Annotated in this window: 26 protein-coding genes, 2 pseudogenes and 1 riboswitch; of the genes and pseudogenes, 14 read left to right on the top strand and 14 right to left on the bottom strand. The window is 46.9% G+C overall.

Going from position 1 to position 25,688, the window contains the following annotated elements; genetic code table 11:
• Nucleotides 1–8: 8 nt before the first annotated feature.
• Together AYR61_RS08155 and AYR61_RS08160 are read right to left on the bottom strand one after the other, a co-directional pair.
• Complete coding sequence (locus AYR61_RS08155; RefSeq protein WP_054710173.1) at nt 9–1,259, bottom strand: chloride channel protein; 1,251 nt, start codon at nt 1,257–1,259, stop codon at nt 9–11.
• A 375-nt stretch (nt 1,260–1,634) separates the two neighbouring features.
• The gene (locus AYR61_RS08160; protein WP_056987942.1) at nt 1,635–2,822 is read right to left on the bottom strand and encodes an NADH-dependent flavin oxidoreductase; all 1,188 of its coding nucleotides are present in this window, start codon (nt 2,820–2,822) and stop codon (nt 1,635–1,637) included.
• Nucleotides 2,823–2,965: 143 nt separating this feature from the next.
• Here AYR61_RS08160 and AYR61_RS08165 point away from each other — a divergent pair, with 143 nt between their 5' ends.
• Nucleotides 2,966–3,361, top strand: coding sequence for a winged helix-turn-helix transcriptional regulator (locus AYR61_RS08165; RefSeq protein WP_065902571.1), 396 nt, complete (start codon nt 2,966–2,968; stop codon nt 3,359–3,361).
• A 46-nt stretch (nt 3,362–3,407) separates the two neighbouring features.
• On the opposite strand, the gene AYR61_RS08170 is transcribed toward AYR61_RS08165, so the two are convergent.
• Entirely contained in the window at nt 3,408–3,887 is a 480-nt protein-coding gene (locus tag AYR61_RS08170) for an AP2 domain-containing protein (RefSeq protein ID WP_083215525.1), read from the bottom strand.
• Between the two features lie 278 nt (nt 3,888–4,165).
• Complete coding sequence (locus AYR61_RS08175; RefSeq protein WP_054710181.1) at nt 4,166–4,831, bottom strand: hypothetical protein; 666 nt, start codon at nt 4,829–4,831, stop codon at nt 4,166–4,168.
• Between the two features lie 248 nt (nt 4,832–5,079).
• Here AYR61_RS08175 and AYR61_RS08180 point away from each other — a divergent pair, with 248 nt between their 5' ends.
• The 3 genes from AYR61_RS08180 (at nt 5,080) to apf (ending at nt 6,966) form a co-directional block, all read left to right on the top strand.
• A complete protein-coding gene (locus AYR61_RS08180) occupies nt 5,080–5,400 on the top strand; it encodes a MazG-like family protein (protein ID WP_054710184.1) in 321 nt (106 codons plus the stop codon).
• Nucleotides 5,397–5,873: a GNAT family N-acetyltransferase gene (locus AYR61_RS08185; RefSeq protein ID WP_054710188.1), complete on the top strand. Its 477-nt coding sequence runs from the start codon at nt 5,397–5,399 to the stop codon at nt 5,871–5,873. The genes AYR61_RS08180 and AYR61_RS08185 overlap by 4 nt, the downstream gene beginning before the upstream one ends.
• A 451-nt stretch (nt 5,874–6,324) precedes the next feature.
• Nucleotides 6,325–6,966: an aggregation-promoting factor gene (gene apf, locus AYR61_RS08190; RefSeq protein WP_054710192.1), complete on the top strand. Its 642-nt coding sequence runs from the start codon at nt 6,325–6,327 to the stop codon at nt 6,964–6,966.
• A 518-nt stretch (nt 6,967–7,484) separates the two neighbouring features.
• Here apf and AYR61_RS08195 read toward each other — a convergent pair.
• The gene (locus AYR61_RS08195; RefSeq protein WP_065902573.1) at nt 7,485–7,862 is read right to left on the bottom strand and encodes a hypothetical protein; all 378 of its coding nucleotides are present in this window, start codon (nt 7,860–7,862) and stop codon (nt 7,485–7,487) included.
• A gap of 199 nt (nt 7,863–8,061) precedes the next feature.
• On the opposite strand from AYR61_RS08195, the pseudogene AYR61_RS08200 reads away from it, so the two are divergent.
• Together AYR61_RS08200 and AYR61_RS08205 are read left to right on the top strand one after the other, a co-directional pair.
• Nucleotides 8,062–9,524, top strand: a pseudogene (locus tag AYR61_RS08200) (MFS transporter).
• Nucleotides 9,525–9,532: 8 nt separating this feature from the next.
• The gene (locus AYR61_RS08205; protein ID WP_225353184.1) at nt 9,533–10,219 is read left to right on the top strand and encodes a YjjG family noncanonical pyrimidine nucleotidase; all 687 of its coding nucleotides are present in this window, start codon (nt 9,533–9,535) and stop codon (nt 10,217–10,219) included.
• A gap of 593 nt (nt 10,220–10,812) precedes the next feature.
• On the opposite strand, the gene AYR61_RS08210 is transcribed toward AYR61_RS08205, so the two are convergent.
• Both AYR61_RS08210 and AYR61_RS15175 read right to left on the bottom strand, forming a co-directional pair.
• Nucleotides 10,813–11,724, bottom strand: coding sequence for an AEC family transporter (locus tag AYR61_RS08210; protein ID WP_056987943.1), 912 nt, complete (start codon nt 11,722–11,724; stop codon nt 10,813–10,815).
• A gap of 344 nt (nt 11,725–12,068) precedes the next feature.
• Complete coding sequence (locus tag AYR61_RS15175; RefSeq protein WP_156319303.1) at nt 12,069–12,227, bottom strand: hypothetical protein; 159 nt, start codon at nt 12,225–12,227, stop codon at nt 12,069–12,071.
• Nucleotides 12,228–12,343: 116 nt separating this feature from the next.
• On the opposite strand from AYR61_RS15175, the gene AYR61_RS08215 reads away from it, so the two are divergent.
• From AYR61_RS08215 to AYR61_RS08225, 3 genes are all read left to right on the top strand, one after another.
• Entirely contained in the window at nt 12,344–13,318 is a 975-nt protein-coding gene (locus tag AYR61_RS08215; RefSeq protein ID WP_054710204.1) for an asparaginase, read from the top strand.
• 72 nt (nt 13,319–13,390) lie between these two features.
• Nucleotides 13,391–14,557 (top strand): hypothetical protein, encoded by a 1,167-nt coding sequence (locus tag AYR61_RS08220; protein WP_065902574.1) that lies wholly within the window; start codon nt 13,391–13,393, stop codon nt 14,555–14,557.
• Nucleotides 14,558–14,569: 12 nt separating this feature from the next.
• Nucleotides 14,570–14,920, top strand: a complete 351-nt coding sequence (locus AYR61_RS08225; RefSeq protein WP_054710211.1) for a hypothetical protein — start codon at nt 14,570–14,572, stop codon at nt 14,918–14,920.
• A 238-nt stretch (nt 14,921–15,158) separates the two neighbouring features.
• Here AYR61_RS08225 and AYR61_RS08230 read toward each other — a convergent pair whose 3' ends face one another.
• On the bottom strand, nt 15,159–15,998 hold the full coding sequence (locus tag AYR61_RS08230) for a DegV family protein (protein ID WP_054710215.1): 840 nt from the start codon (nt 15,996–15,998) through the stop codon (nt 15,159–15,161).
• 161 nt (nt 15,999–16,159) lie between these two features.
• Here AYR61_RS08230 and AYR61_RS08235 point away from each other — a divergent pair, with 161 nt between their 5' ends.
• Complete coding sequence (locus tag AYR61_RS08235; RefSeq protein WP_156319304.1) at nt 16,160–16,357, top strand: hypothetical protein; 198 nt, start codon at nt 16,160–16,162, stop codon at nt 16,355–16,357.
• Nucleotides 16,358–16,369: 12 nt separating this feature from the next.
• The gene (locus AYR61_RS08240; RefSeq protein ID WP_056987944.1) at nt 16,370–16,876 is read left to right on the top strand and encodes an O-acetyl-ADP-ribose deacetylase; all 507 of its coding nucleotides are present in this window, start codon (nt 16,370–16,372) and stop codon (nt 16,874–16,876) included.
• Between the two features lie 244 nt (nt 16,877–17,120).
• Here AYR61_RS08240 and AYR61_RS08245 read toward each other — a convergent pair whose 3' ends face one another.
• A complete protein-coding gene (locus tag AYR61_RS08245; protein ID WP_173585416.1) occupies nt 17,121–17,303 on the bottom strand; it encodes an LBP_cg2779 family protein in 183 nt (60 codons plus the stop codon).
• A gap of 885 nt (nt 17,304–18,188) precedes the next feature.
• Here AYR61_RS08245 and AYR61_RS15535 point away from each other — a divergent pair.
• The 3 genes and pseudogenes from AYR61_RS15535 to AYR61_RS08260 form a co-directional block, all read left to right on the top strand.
• Nucleotides 18,189–18,590: pseudogene (locus AYR61_RS15535) on the top strand (C40 family peptidase); the annotation flags it as partial.
• Nucleotides 18,591–18,874: 284 nt separating this feature from the next.
• A complete protein-coding gene (locus AYR61_RS08255) occupies nt 18,875–19,747 on the top strand; it encodes a bifunctional 5,10-methylenetetrahydrofolate dehydrogenase/5,10-methenyltetrahydrofolate cyclohydrolase (protein ID WP_065902580.1) in 873 nt (290 codons plus the stop codon).
• Between the two features lie 254 nt (nt 19,748–20,001).
• Nucleotides 20,002–20,610, top strand: coding sequence for a hypothetical protein (locus AYR61_RS08260; RefSeq protein WP_156771251.1), 609 nt, complete (start codon nt 20,002–20,004; stop codon nt 20,608–20,610).
• Between the two features lie 101 nt (nt 20,611–20,711).
• Here the strand turns inward: AYR61_RS08260 and AYR61_RS08265 are convergent, their stop codons facing one another.
• From AYR61_RS08265 to AYR61_RS08285, 5 genes are all read right to left on the bottom strand, one after another.
• On the bottom strand, nt 20,712–21,065 hold the full coding sequence (locus AYR61_RS08265; protein ID WP_054710230.1) for a hypothetical protein: 354 nt from the start codon (nt 21,063–21,065) through the stop codon (nt 20,712–20,714).
• Between the two features lie 65 nt (nt 21,066–21,130).
• Nucleotides 21,131–21,793 carry an energy-coupling factor transporter transmembrane component T family protein gene (locus AYR61_RS08270; protein ID WP_054710233.1) on the bottom strand — a complete coding sequence of 221 codons (663 nt, stop codon included), beginning with the start codon at nt 21,791–21,793 and terminating at the stop codon, nt 21,131–21,133.
• Nucleotides 21,790–23,229 (bottom strand): ABC transporter ATP-binding protein, encoded by a 1,440-nt coding sequence (locus AYR61_RS08275; RefSeq protein WP_065902582.1) that lies wholly within the window; start codon nt 23,227–23,229, stop codon nt 21,790–21,792. Before AYR61_RS08275 ends, AYR61_RS08270 begins: the two co-directional genes overlap by 4 nt.
• A gap of 15 nt (nt 23,230–23,244) precedes the next feature.
• The gene (locus AYR61_RS08280) at nt 23,245–23,817 is read right to left on the bottom strand and encodes an ECF transporter S component (protein WP_054710239.1); all 573 of its coding nucleotides are present in this window, start codon (nt 23,815–23,817) and stop codon (nt 23,245–23,247) included.
• A 110-nt stretch (nt 23,818–23,927) separates the two neighbouring features.
• Nucleotides 23,928–24,017: riboswitch (TPP riboswitch) on the bottom strand.
• Between the two features lie 49 nt (nt 24,018–24,066).
• A complete protein-coding gene (locus tag AYR61_RS08285; RefSeq protein WP_056987947.1) occupies nt 24,067–25,299 on the bottom strand; it encodes an MFS transporter in 1,233 nt (410 codons plus the stop codon).
• Between the last annotated feature and the right edge of the window lie 389 nt (nt 25,300–25,688).

Genomic DNA, 25,688 nt, shown 5'->3' on the forward strand with positions numbered 1-25,688 from the left:
TAGATTGCTTAATCTTTAGCAGGTTTCAAAACCCAAGTCGATACCAGCATCGCCAGACTGACGCCAATGGCGAGCGGCAACAGTGCTGAGTAATTCAAATGACTGACTTCAAACAACATGAAGAGGGCCATTAACGGCGCCTGTTGTGATGAGGCAAGCAGGGAACTTGCGCCTAAGACGCCACATTGCCAGATGGAGACGCCAGGAATAAAGAGGCTTGCGCAAAAGCCAATGGCGGTTCCAATGACTGCACCAACTGAAATTGATGGGGTCAGCGTCCCACCGGCAGCGCCTGCGCGCAACGTAAACGTCGTCACCAGTGCCTTCGCGAGGGCACCTAGTAAGAAGATCCAAATCAAACTTGCTGATTTGTTGTCTAGTGCAGTCTGCGCTAATGCTCGGCCATTCCCCATGATCTCTGGGTAATGCATGGCAATCAGACCGGTAATCAACCCCATGAGCGGCAATTGCCACAAAAGATTGTTGTTTCGAGTCTGCTTGGCGCCGGCCCACTTGAAGCCCTTTCGGAAGTAGGCACCGGCAAGACCACTAATGGGGCCGATGACAAGAACCAGAACAACAGATTTCAGCGTGAAATCGCCGGTTCCAACGGCGTAGTAAGGCCGAAACCCTTTGAGGATTGCGCCCATTAACATCGCGATGACAGACATGGTCAGACTAACCATTACGGCACGTTTCGTGATTTTTTTGTAGAGAATTTCCAGGCAAAACAGTGCCCCGGTAATTGGGGCGATGTAGACTCCGGCAAATCCGGCACCAGCTGCAGCCGCAACCAGCAACCGCCGATCGTCCTCGGTCAACTCGACCTTGTACACGCGCTTTAAGAAGCGTTGCCAAGTTTGAGAGATCATGGCACCTAATTCTCGTGGTGCCAGTTCACGGCCAACTGAGCCACCAGTGGCGACGTAGAAGATCTGCGTCATGACGTGAACGATCGTTGTCCACACCGGCATGTCTTCACCGTCAACACCCTTTGCAAGGCTAACAGTTGGGCGCATCCGAGTGCGCATCAGCCACCAAACGATAGCCGCGATGATGCCGCCAATGAAGACGGATAGCAGCCGGTGAGTCGGTGAGACTAACCAGGAATAGGGATGAAATTCGTTTTCATTAAAACTCAAAAACAGTCGTTCAATCACATTTAAAAATAATCCCAGACAAAGGGAACCCGCCCCAACGACGACCCCCAACACAACAGTCGAAATGGCCATTGTTAGATTTTCGTGTTCCTTTAACATAAGTTCAACATCCTTTGACGCGGCCCTGTGTAATCGGGCAGGACTGCGTCACATTCTTTAAATTTATACGCTAATCACTCATTATAGAGAGAACTGGGTCGAAATTCAAGAAAGGGTCATGCCCTAATGTGTTGACTAGTGGGTTGTGATGGCACTGATCAAGGAAAGATCGTTTTCAGGTATCCGGTTCCATTTTTGTGAGGCCGGCTTTTGATTGACTGACTTTTTTGAACGGTTATTTTTCCACAGTGCCACTTATTTTTTTAGAAAGTAAAAGGGATGACCATTAGTTGCTTGGTCATCCCTTTCATATGAATGGGGGTGTATCGTGAATGATGGGTGATCAGGAATCACAACCTGGGTAAATCGATTACTTTACAGCTTCTTTTCAAAACCCTCCATTGGTGCCATGGTGTTCTGGTAATCCTGGGCCTTATTTGCATCATTACTAAAGTGCATGACATCATGGAAGGACGTTTTCAGGTAAGTCTGCATGACACTCGGAATTGCCAGCTCATCCATGTCGTTTGGACTGATCTCAAAGCGCAAACTAGCGGCGTCACCGCTGGCCACTTTTTGCACCCACTGCGGCTCACGAAGCAATTCACGGCCAATAGCAACGAGGTCGCCACCGTCAGCTAACACTGCATTGGCATCTGCCGGCGTTTCAACCGAACCGATACCGATCAGCGGAATGGTGCCATTAGTATGAGCAGCAAATTGCGACAGGAGTGTTTTCGTATTGGTCTTATCGTTCAACGACGTCCGCTTATAGTTCCCCATTGAAAGGTGCAGGTAATCGATCTTGTCCTTGACCTGATCGACGAAATACAGGGAATCTTCAAGGCGGATGCCAGGATTCTCAATTTCCTCTGGCGAGATTCGGTAGCCTAGCAAGAATGGTCGGTCGGCGTATTTCTTAATTGCTGACTTTGCGGCATCGATCACTGCCAACGCAAAATTCATGCGTTTCTCACGCGAACCACCCCAGTTGTCTGTGCGCTGGTTTGAGTTAGGTGAGAAGAACTGCTGTAACAGATAGGTGTTGGCACCGTGTAATTCAACGCCGTCAAACCCGGCTGCAATGGCGCGGCGAGTTGCCTCGCCAAAGTCGACGATCAATTGCTGGATCTCGTCTTCAGTGAGAGCACGGGGTGTTTCAGAGTCGGGTGGGTAAACGGCTGCTACCGCACTGGCACTCACTGGCTGGTCACCACGGAGAATATGGTGGTTCGACTTTCTGCCGGCGTGAAAAATCTGCATAATGGCCTTGGTACCGTTTTGGTGCAGGGTGCGGGCAAGCTTGGTCAGGCCAGGAATCATATCATCGCTCGCAACTGAGAGTTCGCCTTCGAAGCCCTTGCCAGAATCGGCAACGTTTGCCACCGCGGTAATGACCATTCCTGGTCCGGCAGCCCGGGCAGCGTAGTAGTTCAGCTCATCGCTGGTGACCATCCCGTTATAGAAACTGGTCATGGTCGTCATGGGCGACATCACGACCCGGTTCTTCAGTGTGAGACCGTTGTTAAATTGAAACGAGGATAAAAATTGGTTAGTTGTCATCGTCATTACCTCTCCACTTGTTATTTTGGTGATGCAAGTGTTAGTATAGTGGCTACACAATAACAAACAAGTACGTACTATTTAGTGCGATAGTACCCAAAAAGTAACTAATGACTCATATCAGGGATTGGAGGAGGCAGGTCATGAAAAAAATTTATCGCATTGGTGTTGAAGCAACGTTGGAAGTCATTGGTGGCAAATGGAAACCGATGATTTTGTGCTATCTCGGCAATGGCCCCATTCGCACCGGGGAATTGAAACGCAATTTGCCGAACATCACCTCGAAGATGTTGACACAACAACTGCGTGAACTCGAGGCGGATAAGATCATCAGTCGGAAAGTGTACTCTCAGGTGCCACCCAAGGTGGAGTATGCCCTGACGGATGAGGGCCGGACCCTGCGGCAACTGCTCGTTGATATGGCTGAATGGGGCGAACACAGGGTTCATGAGCGTCAAGCGGCTGGTGAGGATGTTGCCTTACTGCATGAAGACCACGGCGGTTATTTGAACTTTGAGCCAATCACGACCGAAGCATAGTATCAAAAAGACCCTGCGAACAGTGATGTTCGTAGGGCCTTTTTACTTAGTGCTGAGCCACCTGCTCTTGAGGGGTCAGGTAGCGTAATTCTGCTTGTCGTCGTGCTTCGACGGCATTGGCTTTGTTATCAAAAGTCTTATTGAGGACGTAGCGGCCCTTAAAGTAGAGCCGGGCGATCCAACGGTCTTGTTTTTGGTCATAGCTGACGCCGGTAATGCCGCTGCTGTTATTCTTGCGGCGGTCGGTCGCACGGGGATGCCACGTTTTTTCTAATGGCTTCCAGTTGCCGATAAATTGTCGTGTTTTTGGATTATTACGAATAAGTTCCCGGGAACGCTGCTTGCGGATACACCCACAACTAAGGGTGCGTCCGGTACGTAACAGGTGCCCGTCAACAACACATTTATTCCCGCAGTCACACTGACAATACCAGGTGATGTTCCCGTTACTTAACTTACCAGCTCGTTTGATCACGACCAAACGTCCGATTCGGTGACCGGACATATCGATCATTCTTTGACTCAAAATGTTCACTCCTTAGGCTAATGAACGCCAGCGGTTCCGACATTTAGGGCGTAAATATCGACCGCAGTTACAGACAGTAGTTAACCTATAACAATTCCCGACTATCATTATAAGACTTATTCGAATGCTTGACTAGCGCAATAGTTGCGTTGCGAAATAATTTAACCCAAACTTAAGATACGGGACATTAATAACTATAATGTTGCAAATTATCATTGCTGCGGATTTTTCAAAGCAATAAAAAAAACGCCCCTGGCTGGACGTTTTCATCGTGATGCTTATTTCAGATCAAAGGCGGTGACAACCTGCTTAGCAACCTTTGTGGCATATGTGTTGGCTGCCTTTTTAAGCGCTGCTTGGTAATCAGAGTCCGTAATATCAGTCTTTTGTGCCTTAGCTTCGGTGTTTGCTGCCGTTGTAAAGACCTTAGTGATCGTCGGTTTTGTAAACTTGGTTGCATAAGTTGATGCGGGATTTTTCGTCGTTCTTGTGAACGTATACGTGGTTCCCTTTGTGCTGACTGCCCGGCCGTTACGGTAGTTGGTCAGTTTTGCGGTATACGTGGTGCTGCTCTTCTTATTAAGGTAAAGATAGTAGTTCTTTGTCCCAACCTTACCAGCGCTAGAGAGCGTGTGGAAACGCGCAGTGAATTTCGTTCGATTATTTGTGATTGTATTTTTCGTTGGCAACATGACCGCAACTTGAGGGGCCTTAAAGTCGCCCATAATGATCACGCGGGCAGTACCGGATTTAACTTTCACATTAGCCCACCTAAAGGCAAACCCTGCTTTGTCGCTTTTGAAATAACCTGTGGGTCCCTTAACATCCGTTTTTGAAAAGACGGATGAGGCGTGTGCAGTTGCTGGCTGATGCAGAACTGTGGCGCCAATCCCGATAGTGACAAGAACAGCGGCAATACCCTTTAATAAACGGTGCATTTTCATAATTTTCCTCCCTATGAAGCCCCTTAATATGCCCAAAGCGTACCATAGAACGATAGGGATAACAACATCAACTCGCTAAGAAATAAAAGATTTATTAAACAAAATGTGACTATAATTGTATATAAACAGCAAGGCGGCTGTTCTGTCGGCGTGGCTGGATGGTCACACATCGTGCAATCATTTTCGTAAGACCGATAGATTCGTCGACCTAGCATGGTATAGTTGAGGGTAACCAAGGAGGTGACGATGTGTCAGATTTAATGAAACAAATTCGGTTAGCCGCTGAACAGGAACCTAAAACGGTGTCCCAACAGTTCTTGAAATTAATGGAAGAAGTTGGCGAATCCAGTCAGGCTTACCTATCAAGCCAGCATGCGTCTGGCAGTGGGTATAAGCAGCTCACGACTGCGAATACCAAGGAAGAATTGACGGACGTGCTATTGGTGACGTTGGCAATCCTCCATAAGTTAGGGACAACGGATGAGGAATTAGCAACATTAGTATCAACTAAAACGGCCAAGTGGTTATCAAAACAGGATCACTTGACCTCAAAGAAGGATGACAAATGACCAAACAGATTACCTACATACAAGCCAGGACAGCAACTGAGTTTGAAATTGCTAAAAAATTGACCTTAGCGTATTCCAAAACACTCAATCTGGACCTGTCGTTTCAGAATTTTCAAGAAGAAATTGCGAGCCTTGATACCCGCTATAATGGTCCAAAAGGCGCATTGTTGATTGCGGAGATTGACGGTCAACCGGCTGGCGTGGTGGCTGTTCACGAATTTTCGGAAGGCGTTGCCGAGTTAAAACGGCTCTACGTTGATCCCAATTTTCGACAATTCGGACTTGGCGCAGAGCTGGTCGAACGCATCATTGCGATTGCGACTGATAAGGGGTATCAACGTATCCGGTTGGATACCTTACCAACAATGACTGGTGCTCAGAAGATCTATCGGGCACTCGGCTTCCACGCAATCGAAGCCTATCGGTATAACCCTGTTGTTGGAACTTTATTTCTTGAAAAAACACTGGCGTAGCTTGTTCTAGCGGTCCAAATTGGATTCTGCCACTCATATTTGAAGCAACTTGATCGTCGACTTAATCGTTAAGTTGGCGATTTTTATTGCAGTGATTCGTTATCCAAACCTATTTTTTAGGTAATCATGAGAAGGTTAGTCACTGACATAAACCGAAGTCCAATGGGCATTGTCAAACAGAATTTAGTCAGATGTTGCGTATTAGGATTCATTAAAACGGATGAAAAACTAATCAAATCCTTAATTTTATGAAATATAGGACGAAATAGCGGTATTTGTGCAATTAAAACGATTTATCTAGTCATTTTGCCGTTAATTTATGACAAATTATGACAGTTTGAAGATTTCTTGAAATGGTTGCGGTTGAACTGTAATACCATACATATTTGCCTGTAACGTTGGGTCTGTAGTATAGGCATCATCAATTAAACAAAAGGAGTTTTCAACTTACATGAAAAAATTATTACTGGCAACACTAGGTGCAACGGCAATTTTCGCAGCAGGGCTTGGGTTCAACGCAACCACAGCAAGCGCTGATACACGGGTTACTGTTAAGTCCGGTGATTCTGTATGGCAGATTGCTCAGGACAACAATTCAACGATCAACGCGATCGAAACGGCAAACAGCATTTCAAACCACATGATCTATGTTGGCGAAGTGTTAACCATTCCTGATGGCACAACGTCATCAAACACGTACAGCACCCAGTCAGCTACTGTTAACAACAGTGCTAACTATAGTAATAGCACCCAGTCAACGACCGGTTATACTGGCTCAACTACTGGGACAACGTCAACAACCAGCAACTACATGCCAAGCACGACCACTTCAAGCAACACAACGACGTCATCATCATCGTCAACGTCTAGCTCAGATGCTTCTGCAAAGGCGTGGATCGCAAACAAGGAATCAGGCGGTTCATACACAGCAACCAATGGCTCATACATTGGGAAGTATCAATTAAGTGCGTCATACTTGAACGGTGACTATTCAGCAGCTAACCAGGAAAAGGTTGCCAACCAGTACGTCTCATCACGGTACGGTTCATGGTCAGCAGCGAAGTCTTTCTGGGAAGCTAATGGATGGTATTAGAGTGTGGAAGCAGGCGGTTAGAGGGCGGAGCCTAAGTAACTTTCGGGATCAAATTCCGGGTTTGGATTTGGTACCGGAAGTTGCTTAGGCTCCGCCCTCTGCCTGCTGGAACACGTTTCGGCTATGAGGCCTAGAAGTCTCGATTGAACGAAATCTATAAAGCTTTAACTAAATTAAAAGTGCGTCTTCAGTAGTAATTCTTACTGGAGGCGCACTTTTTACGTTTGGCTGGATTTTAAGTTAATTGTTGAAATAGGTTTGTTGGCGAGAATTTCTTGATTACTTGGATCGAGCACCTCTGGTCAACATGAGTCAGTTTACGTCCGAAAGTCTGATCCGGACACTCTGGGGTTTCGCAGTCAGAGTAGTCCTAGCTACTGCGCTCCCTTGTTATCTAGACTAAACGAGTTTCGCAAGGCAAGGGGCTAACGTGTAACGGGCGTTTGTCTAAAAGTCAGACCCGGACTTTTAGACAAACGCCCGTTACACAGCGCCCCTAAACCGCCTTGCTCCACTCTCTACCCATGTCTCACCGACCGATGCCCCCCTGATCTCCTACCTTTAAGCACTTTACGCTTATATTTTGTTCGAGCATTGTCCGCCTCGAACTTAAAGTGGCGCATTTTTCCCGCGTATGGTTGGCCGTTCATTCTTGTTCTTAGCCAGGTGTGCATGGCATCCACCATTTGTTCGGCATTTTTTACCTGGACATCCTGATGTGCTGCCTTTGCTGTGGGGATGATATCGTCTTCAATTTGTTTGACTAATTTTTGATGATAGGCAATCAGCTCCATGGTCAGCGGCGCTTGAACGTACTGGTTAAAGAGACCTTCGATGTAGCGCAGCGCGTCCTTGGCGTCCTTTGGCTGATAGAAACGATTATCAGGTTCAGTCATTTTAGTGTGCCTCGTTTCTTAGAAAATTTAGGTCATTTAAAACAAAATCGTGTGTAAATTCGTTTATATAGGTGTAATCACCTCATAATACTTCCCAAGTATCATAGCTATCCGTCATGAAAATGTCAAAATATACCGGTCTAATAGACTTGACTTGGAGACGTTGTCAAGCGTACATTAATTATCTAGAATCAAAAAAATGTTCAGAAAAAGGGGTGTCGTAGTGGCTGAAAAAAGCTATTTAGAAGACGAAAATGTCCAAAAACATCGCTGGCTGATTTTGACGGCAACGGGGCTGTTTACCTTTATGTCGACGTTGGATGCCAGTATTGTAAACGTGGCATTACCCGTGATCAGTCGGGATCTTAAGGTACCGATGAACCAGTCCGAGTGGGTCGTTTCCATCTATCTTATTGTTATCTGTGCTTTGCTATTATTGTTCGGAAAACTCGGTGATTCGCTGGGGAAAATTCGTATCTTTAGAATTGGGACAGGATTGTTTGTGGTTGGGTCGCTTCTAGCCGGTTTTAATGGCAGCTTTCCACTGTTATTAGGCGCACGGGTCGTTCAAGCGCTTGGCGCATCGATGACTATGGCGAACAGTAACGGCATCGTTACGGAAGTCTTTCCGTTTAATGAACGTGGTCGCGCATTAGGCACGATTGGGTCCTTTGTGGCCTTAGGGTCGATTGCCGGTCCTGGGATTGGTGGCCTCGTGCTGGCACACTTGAGCTGGGGCTATATTTTTTGGATCAACGTCCCGGTTGGTATTTTGACGATTCTGATTGGACGGGCAATTTTTCCAAAGGATATCACGATGTCGCATGAAAAGATTGACCGCAGCGGCGCGACCAGCATGGCATTGCTGATGGTATCCTTCTTTGTTGCCATTTTCCTTGGACAGGAAGTTGGGTTCACGAACCCGTGGATCCTTGCGCTGTTTGCGGTTGCCATTATTGTTGGTTACTGGTTTGTGCACACCGAAAATCGGTTGGAAAAACCGTTATTATCGTTTACACTATTTAAGAATCGAGAATTTTCAATCAGTTTATTATGTGGGTTTCTGATCTTCATTACAAACTTCTTTTTCAACGTCATTGCGCCGTTCTATTTAGAAAATGCCCGCGGGTTAAAGCCCAATATGGCAGGGTACATTCTGATGATTTTCCCAATTGTTCAGGTGATCGTGGCACCAGTAGCGGGGACGCTTTCTGATAAATTGGTCCGGAGATGATCACGTTTGTTGGCCTGTGTTTCATCTTAATCAGCCAAGTCGGTTACATGCTAACGAGTCTAAGTACACCGCTTTGGCTGTTTACGGCCAACATCGGCTTAGTTGGACTTGGCAACGGGATCTTTCAGGCACCAAACAACACGATCGTTATGAACGCCGTGGCACCGAAAGACCTGGGTGTTGCTGGCGGGATGAACGCGCTTGCACGAAATCTCGGGATGGTGATCGGCATTTCGAGCGCAACCACGGTGTTATTTGCTGCCATGAGCCATTACGAAGGGCGGCATGTGACGACCTATGTCGCTGGTCGACCGGATATTTTTATCTACGGGATGCACATTGCATTCTGGCTGGCCATCGTGATTTGTGCAGTGGCAACGGTGATTACGGGATACCGGATGTTTAGTCGAAAACATAAACTGGCTTAGAAGGCCTCATGATGCGTTATCAAACACTCTTATTTGATGTTGACGATACTCTTTTTGATTTTCAAGCAGCGGAGAAACAGGCTGTTATCCATCTTTTTCAAGATTTAAACCTTCCATTGAGTTCAGAAACTTATGCTTATTACCATCAACTGAATGAATCGCTTTGGCGGCAATACGAAGTGGGGCAGATCACACGACCAGCGCTACTGGTCAAACGATTCCATGATTTATTTGCGCACATGGGACACTCAGAAGTTGATGATTCGCGTGCTGAAAGACTATACCGGGACCACCTCGCTGAGGGGCATGAGCTTGAACCGGATGCCCTGCAGTTGATTACTGATTTAAAGCCTAATTATGAGTTGTACGTTGTCACAAATGGCGTGGCGGCGACGCAGCGGAAACGATTAGCGGATGCGCACGTCAACGGTTATTTCGAGAACGTCTTTATTTCCGAAGTACTAGGCGCACAAAAACCAGAACCAGAATTTTTCGAACTGGTGGCGGACCAAATTCCTAACTTTGATAAATCTAAGACACTTGTGATTGGTGATTCACTTACCTCAGATATTAAGGGCGCAAATGGGTTTGATTTGGATTCAGTTTGGTTCAATCCAAATGGGGTTAACAACCAGACTGATACGCAACCGACTTATGAGATCTCGAAGTTGTTAGAGTTGGAAACAATAGTGTAGTGGCGAGTGTGGAAGAAGGCGGTTAAGGCGCAGAGTTACTCACATGGTCGCCTCTTGCCTTCTGGAAGATTTTCCATTGTTGGGTTATCAAAGTAGCACTTTAATGTCGCTTCGTTCGGAAGCCAGCAGGTGTCATGGACCCTGTCAACTGATTGTTACTGTACTTAGCAGATTGTGCGAAGCATCGATGACAAGAGGCTTACCAGCAGTCGAGGGGGATTCACCTCGGACTCGGTTTAACGCAAATGTGATGCTTAACTAACGGTAAAAATAAGCTCAATATCAGTGGAATGGAACAATTTGGCACGGCGCTGTGGTGTCGACATCAGTTAGCGACCGTCCTTGGGTCGGTTACTGATGTGCGAGACGATGAAGATCCATTCGAGAGCTGCGCAGCAGAAATCGAATTAGCTTTATCGCGAGCCACGACAGTGCCGTGCCAAATTGCGGAATGCAACGGACTATCACTTAACATTATTCTGGAACGCGTTTCGGCCACGAAGACAAGAAAGCTACTAAACTTATCGTACAAGCCAAACTAAAAAATGGTCATCGCCAAACAAAGCGATGACCATTTTATTACCCCAGACATCCTAGCTCAATGCCAAAAGGAAAACAGCGAGCGTCACGAACGAGCAAACGGTACTCCAAAACTGCGTCGAAGCGAGTTCGGATTCATTAACGTTGAACTGAATTGCAAGTGTGGTAGGCATGGTTGCCGTTGGAATTGCCAGCGTGAGCACAACTAAGCGTTGCAACTCAGACGTTGCCCCCAACGCCAGCATAATTGCCCAGACAACGAGCGGAAACAGGATATTCTTTGAAAAAACAGTGCCCACAATAGCTTTATTAACTAAGATCTTCCGGGTGAATAAGACGATCCCGGTGGCGAAAATAGCTAATCCACCGGCGCCCTTGCCCAACAGTTCAAAGGAACCGCTGAGTTCTTCGGGCATTTGCCAGCCAAGCAATGCGAGAATAAAACCGAGCAGTGCGGCAGCGACAAGCGGCTTTTTTAACGTGCCAAGGAGCCGTGACCCGAGACTGGCATCACTGCTGAGGGTGGCAAAAACGGTCGGGAGGATCAGAATATTGATAATGAGGGTACAGACACCAATTGTAATGGCACTTTGTGAGGCGCCGAAAATAAGCGGCAGAATGGCAGAGCCGATGAAGGGCACGGAGGGATCAGCGACCGACATTGCGCGCAGTGTTGCGATATGTAGTGAGGTGTGAAAAAGATACCGATTCATGATGAGAAAGATGATGTAGCAGCCAACCATGCTACAAAGCAGCCAGACACCCAAGGGAATATCCTTGATGATGATTTTTCTGGGCGTACTCCAAATACCCGAAAAGACGCTTAGTGGGAGCATGAAGTTCATGACTAATCGGACAAAGACCTGACTATCGTGATCGTCAAAAAAGTTCTGAGCAGCTGCAAAATATCCTAATGCAATGGTCACGATGATCGGTAACAACGCAAAAATTAAAGTTTTTAACACAGTGACATCTCCTCTCGACTTCTTAATGTAAAATTATACAACTAACGATTTAAATTACAAGATTATGAAAGAATATTAGATAATCTCATTTTTATTTAATCACGGTTCTTGAGGAGATTTTCTGATAATTCGTGATTACTTAACTTTTATTTTAAAACAAATTGGGGTGGCGTTACGTCTTTATTGAGTAGACACACAAAAGATGAGGTGAATGCTCTGGGCGATTGGAGTAAAAATACGGGCCCCAACCAGAAATGAATAAAATAATATTATGAGAATAATATTTGATACTAACAAAAAACCGCCAAGGCCATTGGCGGTATCATTTGGCGCTGCGTTAAAAATTAATGGGACCGGTGGAACAGGTGCTTCAGGCCGTCAGTTGCCCACTGAAAAATGGGTCCCCAGTTGGCAAAACCACCCGAGCTTGGCTGCGGCTTAATGTGGACTTTGATTTTGGGCAACCCGCCCTTGGGTTGGTTGTTATCAGGTGTACTCGGCATTTGGTGCGCCTCCGTCTCATCACAGGATTTTACTCTATTTTAACCCACTTTTGCCAAAAGGCGGGTAAAATACGTTATTGTAAGGATAATTCAATTCGAAAACCACGAGGTTAATGATGAAAACAATTTTAGCAATTCATACAGGCGGCACCATTTCTATGTCGCAAAACGAAAAGGGTGAAGTTGTGCCCAACGCAGAGAATCCAATCGCTAAGGAAGCCACCATTATAAATGGCCAGGTGAACCTGATTACGGATGAACTCTTTAATTTACCATCACCGCACGTTACGCCATCCGTAATGCTCCAGATCAAGCAGCGCATCGACCGTGCCGTTACTGAAGGCGTTGACGGTGTCGTCATCACCCACGGGACTGATACCCTGGAAGAAACGGCCTATTTCTTGGATTTAACACAGACGAGTGATATTCCCATTGTGCTGACCGGGGCCATGCGGTCGTCAAACGAGATCGGTTCAGACGGTCTGTATAATTTTCAGAGTGCCATCATGGTTGCGGCCACGCCGGAATCACAAGGCAAAGGTGCGCTGGTGGTCATGAACGATGAGATCCACACTGCGCGCTATGTCACAAAAACGCATACGACGAACGTGGCAACGTTTCGGACGCCAACGTTCGGTCCCATTGGCGTGGTCGCTAAGGGGAAGGCACAGTACTTCCAGGAATTAATTCAACAGGGGACTTGCGATATTGATCACGTTGACGACAACGTTTTCTTGATCAAGGCCTATGCTGGTATGGATGGTACGCTGTTCAACGCCATCGCAACGCCTGAGACTAAGGGACTTGTGATTGAGGGCCTTGGTGCCGGTAATCTGCCACCCGCAACCTTGCCTGCCATCGAAAAACTTCTGGCGCTCAGAATTCCAATTGTGTTGGTATCACGCTGTTATAATGGTGTAGCCCAGGACATTTACGACTATGAGGGCGGCGGCATTGAACTGACTAAAATGGGCTTGATCCTCTGTCAGGGACTAAACGGCCAAAAAGCCCGGATCAAATTACTTGTTGGGCTCAGCGGCGGGTTGACCGGTGACCGGTTAAAAGCGTTTGTTAGTAACGCAATTTCGTAGTTATTCTAAGTATTTAGGACTCAGATGTGCTATCATAGCTGTTTGAGAATAATGAAAAGAAGGTGAGACAATTTGAATTCAATCGTAAACGATTTAAGGTTTGCGTTGCAACGCGAAGCCTTAGTAAACGTCTATCAGCTGAATCAAAACGTTGTGTATACTGGGTACGTCAACATCATTGACGAGCTCAGTATCGTTTTGACCACGTTTGACGATAGCGGCATCGAGGACGGGGCTGTCTATTTGACCTTTGAAGCCATTGAATTTGTTGAGTTTGACAGCGATGACTTGGACAGTATGCGATTTCGAATTGAAAACGCACAGCAGTCTCACTTTGTGAGTTATGGTAAACTAACATCAGCGTTTAATTTAAAACGACCCCTGGTGCGCCAAGTGTTGGAAAATGCGATGGTCAATGAAAGTACCGTCATGGTGGTTGAACGCGACTCAGATAAATTTTACGAAGGCCAAGTGACCCGGATCTCAGACCACGATATGGATTTTCAGGTCTTTGATAAATTTGACCTTAGCGATAAGCCAAAATTAACCTTTGAATTTGCGGACCTGCTTCTTGTTGAGTTTGAAGGCAAGGAACTGACGCTTCAGACCGTTGCGATGGGCGTGTTTGAAAACATGCCCCCAGTGACGACCCACCTGGTTGAAAGCCAGACGAGGATCGTGGAAGCGCTGAAACACGCCGCAGAGATCAACGCACTGGTTTCCGTTAATCCGAAAGCTGACGAAGGCATGTTCTTTGTCGGGCGGGTCAATACTTTAACGTATGACACCGTTTTGATCAACTTAGTGGATATGGCGGGGCAGTTTGGCGGTTATTGGCTGACTAAATTGTCGGCTATACAACAGGTGATTACGCGGTCTGACTATCTGCAGGTGGTTGAGACCTTCATCAGCATTGATCAGCGGGTTGGCGTCACCAAACAACCTGGACTGAATGACGAGCGGCTGTTTGATCCGACCACGGATCTATTTTCAATGATTCTGGGCCAGTCAGTCGCCATGCGGCGGATCGTCCGGATTCAACTCCACGATGATCAGAGTATCACCGGTTATCTGAGTCGGTTAGATGATAAACAATTTATCTTCCACCAAGTTGAAGGGGGCATGATCATTGATCCGTTGGGGACCATGTTTGAGATTGCCGATGTCGATGAAGTGGCGTTTGACTATATGGATGCGCAGTTATTAGAAAAAGAATTACGTAATCAGGGCGAGTTGTAGGAGGAATTTGTTGTGGATCAGATATGGAAATGGTGGCAAAAACTACCAAAGTGGCTTCGGGATACGATTCAAGTGGTCATGGCAATGACGATTTTGCTGATTATTTACGACCTCGTTGCACCATTAATGACGCATAAACCGTATTCAATGAACATGGTGATCTCGTTTCCATTCCAGGTGATCCTCGGCTTCATTGTAGTGGCTGTTTATAACTATCTGAAATCGCGTTCACAGGCTAAAGAAAAGGCGGCCAAAGAACATGCAGCAGAGGTTGAACGGCTTAAGCAGGAAGAACAAACCAGACAACATTCCGAGAACCTGAAACGTAATCAGGCGAATGCGGCTAAGCAGCAGGACCGGTAATAGGGTTTTTGAAATAACTTTGCATTGCTGATTGTATAGAAAAAGAGCGTCATCAGCCGATTTGGGTTGATGGCGCTCTTTATTTTTTTGGCTTGACTGGCTTTCTAGTTTACCGTGCCGAAACGCGTTTCAGAAGGCAAGGGGGCGGCCATGTAAGGGACTCTGACACAAAATCCAGAACCGGGATTTTCCGTCAGAGTCCCTTACATTCTGCCCCTTAAGCGCCTTCTTCCACGCTCTAATCTGTATAAAACTCAACCGCCAACGCACCCAATCCCGTATACGTACTTATCACGGGGCCGGCCTCATGAATGGTTACCTCGGTATTCGGTAAACTCTCATGAATGCGATTGGCAATTTCACTTGCTTGCGTCAAGTTATCCACGTGGGTTAAGCCTACTTTTGCCGGTGATAGTAATTGAATGCGAGACACGAGTTCGTCGATCTGCTTATTTAAGAATCGCTTACCACGGCCCTTAGCAGCTACCTGCAACGCGCCATCCTTGAGTTCAGCAACCACCTTAATGTGCAGCAAATTGGCAATGCCACCAGCCGTTCGACTAAGTCGACCACCCTTGATCAGGTTTTCCAACGTGTTTAAAAACACATAGATTTCCGTATTTTGTCGATGCAGGTCAATGGCGTTGATGATATTTTCTAGTGGCGCGTGGTTTTTCGCCATTTTTGCAGCGGTGATGACCTGAAAGGCCAGGCCACGGTCAATGGACAACGAGTCAATGACGGTTACCTTTGTTTCGGAAATATCAGCCGCCTGCCGAGCAGCGTTCACAGTCCCGCTGAGATGGTGTGTCAGATTCAAACACAACACTTCATCGCCCGCATCGCCAATGTCGTTGAACACGTCAAGAAATTGGCCAATTGACGGTTGGCTTGTTTTTGGGAGTTCTTCATCACCAGTGAGGTGACTTAAAATTTCAACGTTTGTAATATCCTTACCGTCGTTTAAATACTCCTTATCGCCTAAGCGAACAATGAGCGGTACCACGGTAATGGGTAAATCAGCTAATTCTTCTTCGGTTAATTGCACGGTTGAATCCGTCACAATCTGGATACTCAATAGCGACACCTCGTTTTAAATGAATGACCTAAACTAATTAGTGATGCTGATTGGTTAATTGATGTCTATGCAGGTACTTTCAGCGCTCGTGGCGTTATAATAGGAGCATCAACACCGACCATTATACAGTAATTTGTCGGGAATACCAGATGCGAGGTTGAATGATGACAGAAAACGAAGAACACACTGAAGACACACCTGTGAAAGAAACTGCAGCAACGAAGAAAAAAATCGATCTTAACGCGTTGGCGATGAATCCAATGCAGGTGGGGATGGCGCGGATGAAGGCGCAAAAGAAGGGGGCTGCCTCGGATGAACCCGCTAAGGAAAAACGACACTGGTGGTCACGCCGAAGATAAGGGGATGACAGGATGGCAACCGTTCAAGTAGTTCAAGCAGACATTACAACGATACGGGTGGACGCAATCGTGAACGCCGCCAATACAGGATTAGTCGGAGGTGGTGGCGTGGATGGTGCGATCCATCGCGCAGCCGGGCCGCAATTGGATATCGCCTGTCGAAGATTGGGTGGTTGTCCAACCGGCGAGGCGAAGGTTACGCCTGGATTTGAGTTACCAGCCCGAATCATCATCCATACGCCCGGACCAATTTGGCGTGACGGGTCGTTTGAGGAGCCCAAACTGTTGCGGGCCTGTTATGTGAATAGTTTAAAACGGGCTGTCGAAAATCATTGCCAGACGGTTGCCTTTCCGTCCATCAGTACAGGTGTTTACGGGTATCCGTTGAAACCAGCTGCAGAAATTGCGCTCACCACCATTCGTGCGTTTGATGCGCCACTTGATGTGCAGATGGTTTGTTTAGATGACCCGACGTATGCGGTTTATCGAGACGTATTTGCTGAACTTACAGCGAAATAGAGATAAAAATAAAGCGGTTTGCTGCGAGTGATTACTCGGGCAAGCCGCTTTTGTTCGGTTATTTGATTGGTTGGTGCGGTTGTTCCGGCTAGGTTGCTGTGATGTGCTTTCTTGGCCACCGTGTCGAAACGCGTTCCAGAAGGCAAGAGGTTGCACCTAAGCGACTTCAGACACAAATTCCAGAATCGGGAATTTCTGTCTAAAGTCACTTAGACTCCACCTCTTAACCGCCTTCTTACACGCTCTAATTAATAAACTTCGTCAACTTCGCCGTTTCTTCTGCAGTCGGTTGGCTTTCCATTGATTTAATGTTATGGAGTCGTTCGACCGTGATATGAAGATTCAGTGCGAGTTCAGTATCCGTCAAATTGTGCTTTTTTTGGTATCCAATGATTTTTTCAGCGATTGCGCTCATTTCTTGTTCCATAAGATCCCTCCACCTTTTGATTTGGTCTAACCTTATTATAGCCGATTTGGACGAGAAAGGACAATGATGCGTTGGAATGGGGGAATGGTGGGATTGAGAGCGGGGATGGTTGAGTCGTTTCTATGTGGATTTGTTGTTTATTGAAGGCGGTTAGGGTTTGTGGGATAAGAATCAGGCTTTTTTCTACCTAGGGCTTTTGGCAATGGTTTTCTAGCTTATATGGCCTCAACTTCGTCAGCAAGGCTGAGGGATACTTGGGTAAGCAACTTTAGTCAAATAAGTTAGGCTCGTACTTTTCTAACTAACCGGCTATTAGCCTCGAGACTAAACGTGTTCAGCAAGGCAAGGGGCGGCCATGTAACGGGCTCTGGCAAAAATGCCAAGTTCAGGCATTTCTGATAGGATGCGGTTTGGCGACGTGCTTTCCTGCTATATTGCCTAAACGTGTTCAGCAAGGCACGGGGCTAACGTGTAACGAACACTGACCAAAAAGTCAGGCCCAGACTTTTCGGTCAGTGTTCGTTACACACCGCCCCTGGACCGCCTTGCTTCACACTCTCTGTCACCAAATCATCACCTTCACGTAATCTTCTAGTTATCTTCACGAGTTATCATTAAATTGTTGCTATAATGAAACCTAAAGAAAATAATAGATGAGGTGTTCCTATGACTTTTAAAAAGACAGTTCTCGCACTTGCTGCGACCGTTGCTTTGTTTGGTGTTTCTACTGTGAGTGCGCATGCTGCTACCATTCAAGCATTGCCGAATCAGACTGAGACTCAAGCAGCTCATGATGCTGTTAATGCTGCTTCTGATAGCGAGACGAGCAGCGCAACGTCAACCACAACCAACAGCGCCGCAACTAGTACCAGTGCCGATACAACCAGTACCTCGACCACTAGCACCAGTGCCACAAGCAGTACGACGAAGAAAGTTGTCGCCTTGGCCAAGCAGCTTGCAACTGAGAACATTCCCTATGTTTAGGGTGGCGAATCCTTAAAGGGGATGGATTGTTCAGGTCTGACAGATTACGTTTATCAGCACGCAGCCGGTATCACACTTGGCCACTATACCGTTACCCAAGAATCTAAGGTGACTAAGGAAGCTGTTTCGGATGCCCAACCTGGTGATCTGCTTTTCTGGGGTAGTCAAGGTGCCAGTTACCACGTTGCTCTCTACATCGGCAATAACCAATACGTTGCCGCACCAGAACCTGGCGAAGATGTGCAGATCCAAACGATTAGCAGTTACTTTATGCCTAGCTTTGCGGGTAAGGTCAACGCCTAAGTCTTTAAATAATTAAAAAAGGCTCAGTCAAGTGAAGACTTGCTGAGCCTTTTTGCTTTTCGCTCATGATGGTTTCATTAATGGCCGAATTAAATGAGAAATGGCATATAATACGAATAATTATAATGAATATAGAATTAAAGTTTGTGTTTGACGATTGTTAAACTGGTTAATTCAGTGTATGATTGCACTGTAAGAAAATTGTTTCAGACCACTTTCTTAGTTTGAAACAAAATGAAAACGAGACGCCACTTTGACACTGCATAAGGAGACTTGAGACACTGATGTTAATCGATGGTAAAGGGTTATCTAAGCAAATGGATGCGGCCATTATTGAAAAAGTGAATACGTTAAAAACAGCTGGTATCGAACCGAAACTCGCCGTGATTCTGGTCGGTCACGATCCAGCAAGTCAGATTTATGTTCGTAATAAGCATCGTAAAGCCAAACTGGTTGGGATTACCTCAATTGATAAGCGGATGCCTGAAACGACAACTCAGGATGAACTACTTGCGGTGATTCACGAGTACAACCGTGACGCCAGTATTCATGGGATATTAGTCCAATTGCCGTTACCCCAACAGATCGATGAATCGGCAATTATTCAAGCAATTTTACCGAGTAAGGATGTTGATGGGTTCAGCCCAGTGAACTTGGGCCGGTTATTTGAAGATAGTGCTGAAGCCTATCCAGTGCCGTGCACACCGCGCGGCATCATGACAATGTTGGACACTTACCACGTGCCGTTAGAAGGGGCACATGCTGTTATGGTCGGGAGCTCTAACATTGTTGGCAGGCCGCTTGGCGCCATGCTGCTCAATCGCAATGCCACGGTCAGTTATACCCATAAGTTTACCCAGGATCTCAGCGGTATTACCCGGACGGCTGATATTTTGGTCGTCGCAACCGGGGTGGCACACCTCATCAAGGGGCAAGATATTAAGCCTGGTGCCACAGTGATCGATGTTGGTATGGATCGCGATGAAAACGGAAAACTTGTTGGTGACGTGGATTTTGATGAAGCGGTTCAAGTTGCTGGAAAGATTACGCCTGTGCCGGGTGGGGTCGGCCCAATGACCATTACGACGCTGATGCAGCAAACCTTAGAGTTAGCAGAAGGTAAATTTAGTAAGACGCGCGAACGACAACACGTGTAAGACAATCATAGTCGTAACTTGCAAGAGGCCTTAAAGTTGTTGCTTTTGGGCCTCTTTTTTTGTGCCGTTTGCCAGTTGACATAGGACACCCGTCACATTTAATAAAATTGTGGTATATCAGTAATGGAAACCCTTACATTTTAATGAAATCTAGTCCTTGAAACCGTTATTTTCCACCCAACTAATGCTATAATTAAGGAGAGATGAAGACAAAGGAGGGTGGGTAAGACCAATACTTGGTTATTACCGCGATTATGAAACCTATTTTGAAATTGATGGTACCACTCGCACTTAGTGTGCTCCTCGTTGGCTGCGGCAATTCCAGTCAATCAGGGTCATCAAAAAAGGCTGAAACGCAAACGAGTCAGTCCACTAAGAAGTCAGACAAGACAACGACTTCGGCTGCGGATAAGGCGTCGTCCAGTTCGAATGCGTCAACCAGTGCTTCTTCCGATAGTAACAGTGACGCGAACTACCGGGTGGAATCCTCGTCTACCACAAACGCAGCAAGCACGAGTTCTGCTGATACAAGTTCTGACGTAACCACCAGCCAATCGGCCGACCAAACCAGTTCTGCAACACAAACGCATACGGTTTACCAGAGTACACTTACGGAACGGATCTATCGCTTATTAAGCGGTGCATACGCCCGTCAGGATCTGATCATGCAGATCAGTCAGTCCAGTCCTAACATCTATACCGTTCAGGTGCGTGAAAACCATCAGTCACCGAACATGCGGGCGAAGTACGTTGATCCAAGTACAAGCCCAACGGTTGCTTGGTTTAAAACAAATTCTACTGGGCAATTACTACGCTCCGATGACGGCGGTGCTACCTACTACGTTGTTGGTACGGCTTACTAATGTTAAAAATAAAGATAACACCTCATGCAAGAATCCAGCTGGACCCTTGCATGAGGTGTTATTTTCGTCTCGGTGTTGACCGGGTTGATCTAAGCTTAGGTCTACCATGATTGATGCCGATGGCGAACGGTGTCGCGCAGCTTGAACATGGATAGAATAAAAGCGTAGAAGGCGACAAAAGCGATGATGGCCCACAACCAATTCAGATGGGTTTGAATGAGAACAAAATAGCCAACCCCAAGCGAACTAATGGTGGTCAACACCAGTGAAAGTGTAAGTGAGTCGAGTCCGAAAAACGCGTGACCCACAGTAACGGCAATGGCGCCAGTGAAAACAATTTCAGCAGATTCGAGACTGCCAACATGGTAGAAAAGGGCACCAACTTCAAGGATGACACCGATAACGATCACGATAACACCAAATAACGTTGTAAACTTGAGTGAACTTTGTTTCATATCCATCACCTTCTTTTGTCATCATTATATAACTTTTTTGAAAACTGGGTTAGAAAATAATGAGATTACGGTAAATGAACGGCAAACAGCCCAACTTGAAGCACCAGTAGTGGCACAATGACGAGCACCCAATCCCACCATTTAATTGTGATAACAGTGAGGTGGGTTCTGGCCGCATCCTCGACAAAACCGTGGGATGTCATGGCATCAGCGAGGTTTTCAGACCAGTTCAGTGAGGCCAGGATGGCCTTGAAATATAACTGCGGCGACCAGAAATGTAAGACCTGGCCACGCATTTGCCCAGCGGCACGAATCGTTGCAACCTCACTGACGATTTTCGGCATGAGATTGAAAGCACCGAGAAAACCATAGGCAAATTTGCTGGGAACGTGCACGTTTTGTTCCAATGACATCACCAACGTTTGAATAGGGGTCGTTAACGTAGCAGCGGACCCTACAAAGACGTAGGCGTAGATCCGGGTGAACAAAACGGTGGCGAAGTGCACATTGTTGTCGCCACGGCCCTGCATCAACATGGCAACAGCCAGTGCCGTTGCCGGAATCAGTGGTACGAGCAGCAACAGGCCAACTCGTTTTAATGGGGTCCGGTGCCACAAAATGACAAGCAGCCCCAACACCGCCAGCACGACGTTGATCACCCACACGCTGGTGAATGAAATTTCAAGTGCAATCAACACCGCCAGCGCAAATTTAAATGTTGGGTTCATGACAGGGCCTCCTCGTAAGTGAGCTGCTGATCGCGCAATTGAACGTGATAGTCGATCAGGTCTGCAATGCCGTACAGCTGATGGCTAACGATAATGTAGGTCTGATGGCAGTCGTGCGCAACCTGTTTCATCAGCACGATGACCTGTTGCATCGACCTGAAGTCCAATCCCGTAAACGGTTCATCGAATAACAAAATTGGCGTGCCCATCATCAGCATTTCAAGAATTTGCAGCTTCTTTTTCTGACCACCGCTCAGAGAATAGACGACGTGCTCAGCCATACCATCTAGCCGTAACTGGCGCAACATGGCTGGCAAGCGGTCTTTAAAGTACGCAGCTTGTTGACTGTTCTTCGTCGACAGTGCAAGCTCCTCTGCCATGGTGACGTTTAAAAATTGCTCTTCGGCGTCTTGAAACACGATGCCGAGATGGTGATAGAATTTGCGTTTCGCCCACTTATGAACTTCTTGATTTTTGACTTGAATGGAACCAGCGTACGGATGAAGCTTTGCCATCGCGTCAAGCAGTGTTGATTTACCGACGCCATTGGGGCCAGTCAGTAATGTAATCCGATTTTGATAGAACGTAAACTGATCCTGGTCAAGCAGCGTTCGGGTGCCGGCCGTTAATTTAAGGCCACTGAGTTGAATTGCTGGGTCTTCCGTTTGGGTTGGCAGTGCGAATGTTACCTGGTCGGTCTTACTCCGGCTGAAGTCCGCCAATCGCTGGTCTTTTTCAGCATCTGAAAGGCGTGTCAACGCGGTGCCGTCAGCATTCATCACGATCAGTTGGTCAATGTAGCGACCGTAATCTTCCAAATCGTGGTCGGCTAAAATTATCGTTTTATGCTGTTCACGTTGCAACTGAGAGAGTTTACCCAGCAACAGTTGGCGGGCCTCAGGGTCCACGCTGGCAAATGGTTCGTCGAGGAGAATCGTATCAGAATCCATTGCAACGATGACGGCAAGGGCCACCTTTTGTTTTTCACCGCCCGATAACGTGCTGAGCACGCGGTCGCGTAACGCTGTGATTTCAAGAAAATCCAGTGCCTTGTCGATGCGCGGCGGAATATCTGATGGGGCTAATTGTTGGTTTTCTAACGCAAAAATCAGTTCGTTTTCCACGGTATCCATTGCGAATTGCTGATTGGGATTTTGAAACATCATGGCCACCAATTGACTACGCTTCGTCGGCGTAATTGCTGACAATGGCTGGTCATTCAGCGTCAGCGTCCCGTGAGTTACTTTGCCGGAAAAGGCTGGGTACAACCCGGCAATGAGTTTCAAAAGGGTTGATTTACCAGACCCTGATGGCCCAGTGAGCAGGGTAAACGCGCCGTTCTTAAACGTCATCGAGAGATCGGTCAGCGTGGCCTTGGGTGTTTCATCCTCAGCAGTATATGCAAATGATAGGTGGTTAACAGACACGGTAGCCATTATAAAACCTCAATTCTAGCGAGTTTGTGTTTGCAACAGATGCGTACGGTCTAGCAGGTTGGTGATGGCTTTTGATAATAATCCGCCAAAGACCCACATTGAGATCAGCCGGATAATGAACAGCGCAATCAGTAAGCCGAAGTGGTAGCTGGCGTAACCGTTTCGTGCCATGTCCCAAGCAAAGGTGATGATCGTTGTCGTCAGCACACTCATGTTAAGACCTAACCAGTTGAAGTTCTTGTAGCCGGTAAAGGTAAACCCAAGTTCGGATGCAATCCCTTGGACAACGCCAGAGATCATCGTGCTAGCGCCCCATTGGCCGCCGAGAAACATCTCAACAACGGACCCTAAGAATTCACCAAGAAAGGCGGCACCGATTCGCTTGAAGATGATGCCGGCCAGGGGACCAGCCATGCACCAGACGCCCATGAGAATGTCGTTTGCAGCCGGTCCAAGGCCAACTGGCGTTAAAGCAACGGTCAAAATGTTATAGAGCGGACCGATCACCCAAAAAATAACACCGCAGAAGATCGCAATTAAAGCTAATAAGATAATGTCGCGTAAATGCCAAGCATTTGAACGTTTCATGATGATACCTCCTAAAATTTTTGGTACTAAACGAGATCTGACTGCAAAAAAAGGGCGCCTTCAGTTATCCTGAAAACGTCCTTTTGGCTTTTTATGATTTCAAAAATTGCACAGTTCATTCATTATTCTCCCTACGCTGGTACTGACCAGATCAGGTTCAATGGGTGTATCTCAGCCAAAAGGCACCCCAGATAACGTTTAGTTTAGCACCATTTTACACGGAAACGATTTCAAATGCAATCAACGACCCTAACCTTCATTAACTTGACCAAGTCTGCGAAGGCTTGGAATCGTCAACATGGTGATGAAGCTGATGACGTAGAGAACGGCCAGGAAGCCCATGACGACAGTCAGCGAGTAGCGGTCCATCAGGAAGCCAATGACGACGGATGAAAAACCACCGATTGCTCGACCAACATTGACGATCACGTTGTTAGCAGTTGACCGGATCTCCGTTGGATAAAGCCGGCTAATGACGGCACCATAACCGCCAAACATCCCGTTTGAAAAGAAGCCGAGAATTGCACCGGCAAACAGCAGGGTGAGTTCGTTAAACGCCAGCGTGATACCGAAGACAGAAACGGCTGAACATAACAGAAAGATGCCGAATGCACGCCGCGGTCCGAAGTAATCCAGAATAGAGCCAAACGTCAGCATCCCAATACTCATCCCGACAATTGTGGCAATCATCCAGAGGGAGGAGCCAGAAACGCTGAGACCGAGTTTTTGTTGCATGATAGAGGGCAACCAGTTCATCAGGCCAAAGTAGCCGGCAATTTGTACGATAACCATGACCATTAATGCAACGGATTGATAAGCGAGTTGCGGTGTCTTAAAAAGGGCGCTGATCCGAACCCGTTTCCGCGGATCTTTAACGGCGTTTTTAGCAGCAATAAACTCATCAGATTCGTGTAAGTGACGCCGAATAAAGTAGGTCAGCACCACTGGAATCAGCCCGAACAAGAACAGTGCCCGCCAGCCCAGCGTTGGGATGATCAACGACGCGCAAATTGCGGCTAAGATTGCCCCAATTTGACCACCGATGGCAGCAACCGAGGTCATTTTACCAATATTTTTGTGCTTGAAATTTTCTGCAATCAGCGTAATGCCGACACCGTATTCACCACCGGCACCGACGCCTGCTAAGAACCGGCAGGCATAGATGAGCGTGATGTTACTTGCAAAGTACATCAGCGCCGTTGCAATCGCAAAAATAAACACAGTGTGCGAAAATGTCCTGACCCGCCCAAACCGGTCCGCAATGACGCCAAACAAAATACCACCCGCTAACATCCCCAAATTGGTGATCGATGAAATCAATCCAGCTTGAGCACCGCTGATGTGTAATTCAGCGATGATCGACGAAAGTGCAAACGAGAGAAATAACACATCCATATTCTCCAAAGCAAATCCAGCTGACGTTGAGGCAATCGTCCACTTTTGGTTGGTGGTTAACGCGTGGTCATGTACAGTTGTTTCCATATTCAATTTCTCCAAAATGAATGCTCACAGGCACTCGTTATTTTTGACGGCCACAACCGTCCTTTGTTGGTTGTATTGTGGCATAGATTTTTTGATCGTGCAACTATTATTTTGAGATAATGCGTTGCTTATTGGTGATTGTTGGGATGCTGGAAAGGGGTGGGCGAGTCCGTTGCATTCCGCAATTTGGCAGGCTGTCGAAGTGGCTCGCGATGCAGCTAATTCGATTCCTGCTGCGCAGCTCTCGAATGGATCTTCATCGTCTCGCACATCAGTAACCGACCAAAGTACGGTCGCTAACTGATGTCGACACCACGACAACCTGCCAAATTACTCCATTCCACTGACGTTGAGCTACCTTTTTACCATTAGCTAAACATCGCCATGGC

This window comes from Secundilactobacillus paracollinoides (assembly GCF_001702155.1).
GTDB lineage: Bacteria > Bacillota > Bacilli > Lactobacillales > Lactobacillaceae > Secundilactobacillus > Secundilactobacillus paracollinoides.

What these genes read in the sequence shown, in the direction of transcription:
- AYR61_RS08155 (WP_054710173.1), bottom strand. Translation starts at nt 1,259, where the DNA reads ATGTTAAAGGAACACGAAAATCTAACAATGGCCATTTCGACTGTTGTG.
- AYR61_RS08160 (WP_056987942.1), bottom strand. Translation starts at nt 2,822, where the DNA reads ATGACAACTAACCAATTTTTATCCTCGTTTCAATTTAACAACGGTCTC.
- AYR61_RS08165 (WP_065902571.1), top strand. Translation starts at nt 2,966, where the DNA reads ATGAAAAAAATTTATCGCATTGGTGTTGAAGCAACGTTGGAAGTCATT.
- AYR61_RS08175 (WP_054710181.1), bottom strand. Translation starts at nt 4,831, where the DNA reads ATGAAAATGCACCGTTTATTAAAGGGTATTGCCGCTGTTCTTGTCACT.
- AYR61_RS08185 (WP_054710188.1), top strand. Translation starts at nt 5,397, where the DNA reads ATGACCAAACAGATTACCTACATACAAGCCAGGACAGCAACTGAGTTT.
- apf (WP_054710192.1), top strand. Translation starts at nt 6,325, where the DNA reads ATGAAAAAATTATTACTGGCAACACTAGGTGCAACGGCAATTTTCGCA.
- AYR61_RS08195 (WP_065902573.1), bottom strand. Translation starts at nt 7,862, where the DNA reads ATGACTGAACCTGATAATCGTTTCTATCAGCCAAAGGACGCCAAGGAC.
- AYR61_RS08205 (WP_225353184.1), top strand. Translation starts at nt 9,533, where the DNA reads ATGATGCGTTATCAAACACTCTTATTTGATGTTGACGATACTCTTTTT.
- AYR61_RS15175 (WP_156319303.1), bottom strand. Translation starts at nt 12,227, where the DNA reads ATGCCGAGTACACCTGATAACAACCAACCCAAGGGCGGGTTGCCCAAA.
- AYR61_RS08215 (WP_054710204.1), top strand. Translation starts at nt 12,344, where the DNA reads ATGAAAACAATTTTAGCAATTCATACAGGCGGCACCATTTCTATGTCG.
- AYR61_RS08235 (WP_156319304.1), top strand. Translation starts at nt 16,160, where the DNA reads ATGATGACAGAAAACGAAGAACACACTGAAGACACACCTGTGAAAGAA.
- AYR61_RS08240 (WP_056987944.1), top strand. Translation starts at nt 16,370, where the DNA reads ATGGCAACCGTTCAAGTAGTTCAAGCAGACATTACAACGATACGGGTG.
- AYR61_RS08245 (WP_173585416.1), bottom strand. Translation starts at nt 17,303, where the DNA reads ATGGAACAAGAAATGAGCGCAATCGCTGAAAAAATCATTGGATACCAA.
- AYR61_RS08255 (WP_065902580.1), top strand. Translation starts at nt 18,875, where the DNA reads ATGTTAATCGATGGTAAAGGGTTATCTAAGCAAATGGATGCGGCCATT.
- AYR61_RS08260 (WP_156771251.1), top strand. Translation starts at nt 20,002, where the DNA reads ATGAAACCTATTTTGAAATTGATGGTACCACTCGCACTTAGTGTGCTC.
- AYR61_RS08265 (WP_054710230.1), bottom strand. Translation starts at nt 21,065, where the DNA reads ATGAAACAAAGTTCACTCAAGTTTACAACGTTATTTGGTGTTATCGTG.
- AYR61_RS08270 (WP_054710233.1), bottom strand. Translation starts at nt 21,793, where the DNA reads ATGAACCCAACATTTAAATTTGCGCTGGCGGTGTTGATTGCACTTGAA.
- AYR61_RS08275 (WP_065902582.1), bottom strand. Translation starts at nt 23,229, where the DNA reads ATGGCTACCGTGTCTGTTAACCACCTATCATTTGCATATACTGCTGAG.
- AYR61_RS08280 (WP_054710239.1), bottom strand. Translation starts at nt 23,817, where the DNA reads ATGAAACGTTCAAATGCTTGGCATTTACGCGACATTATCTTATTAGCT.
- AYR61_RS08285 (WP_056987947.1), bottom strand. Translation starts at nt 25,299, where the DNA reads ATGGAAACAACTGTACATGACCACGCGTTAACCACCAACCAAAAGTGG.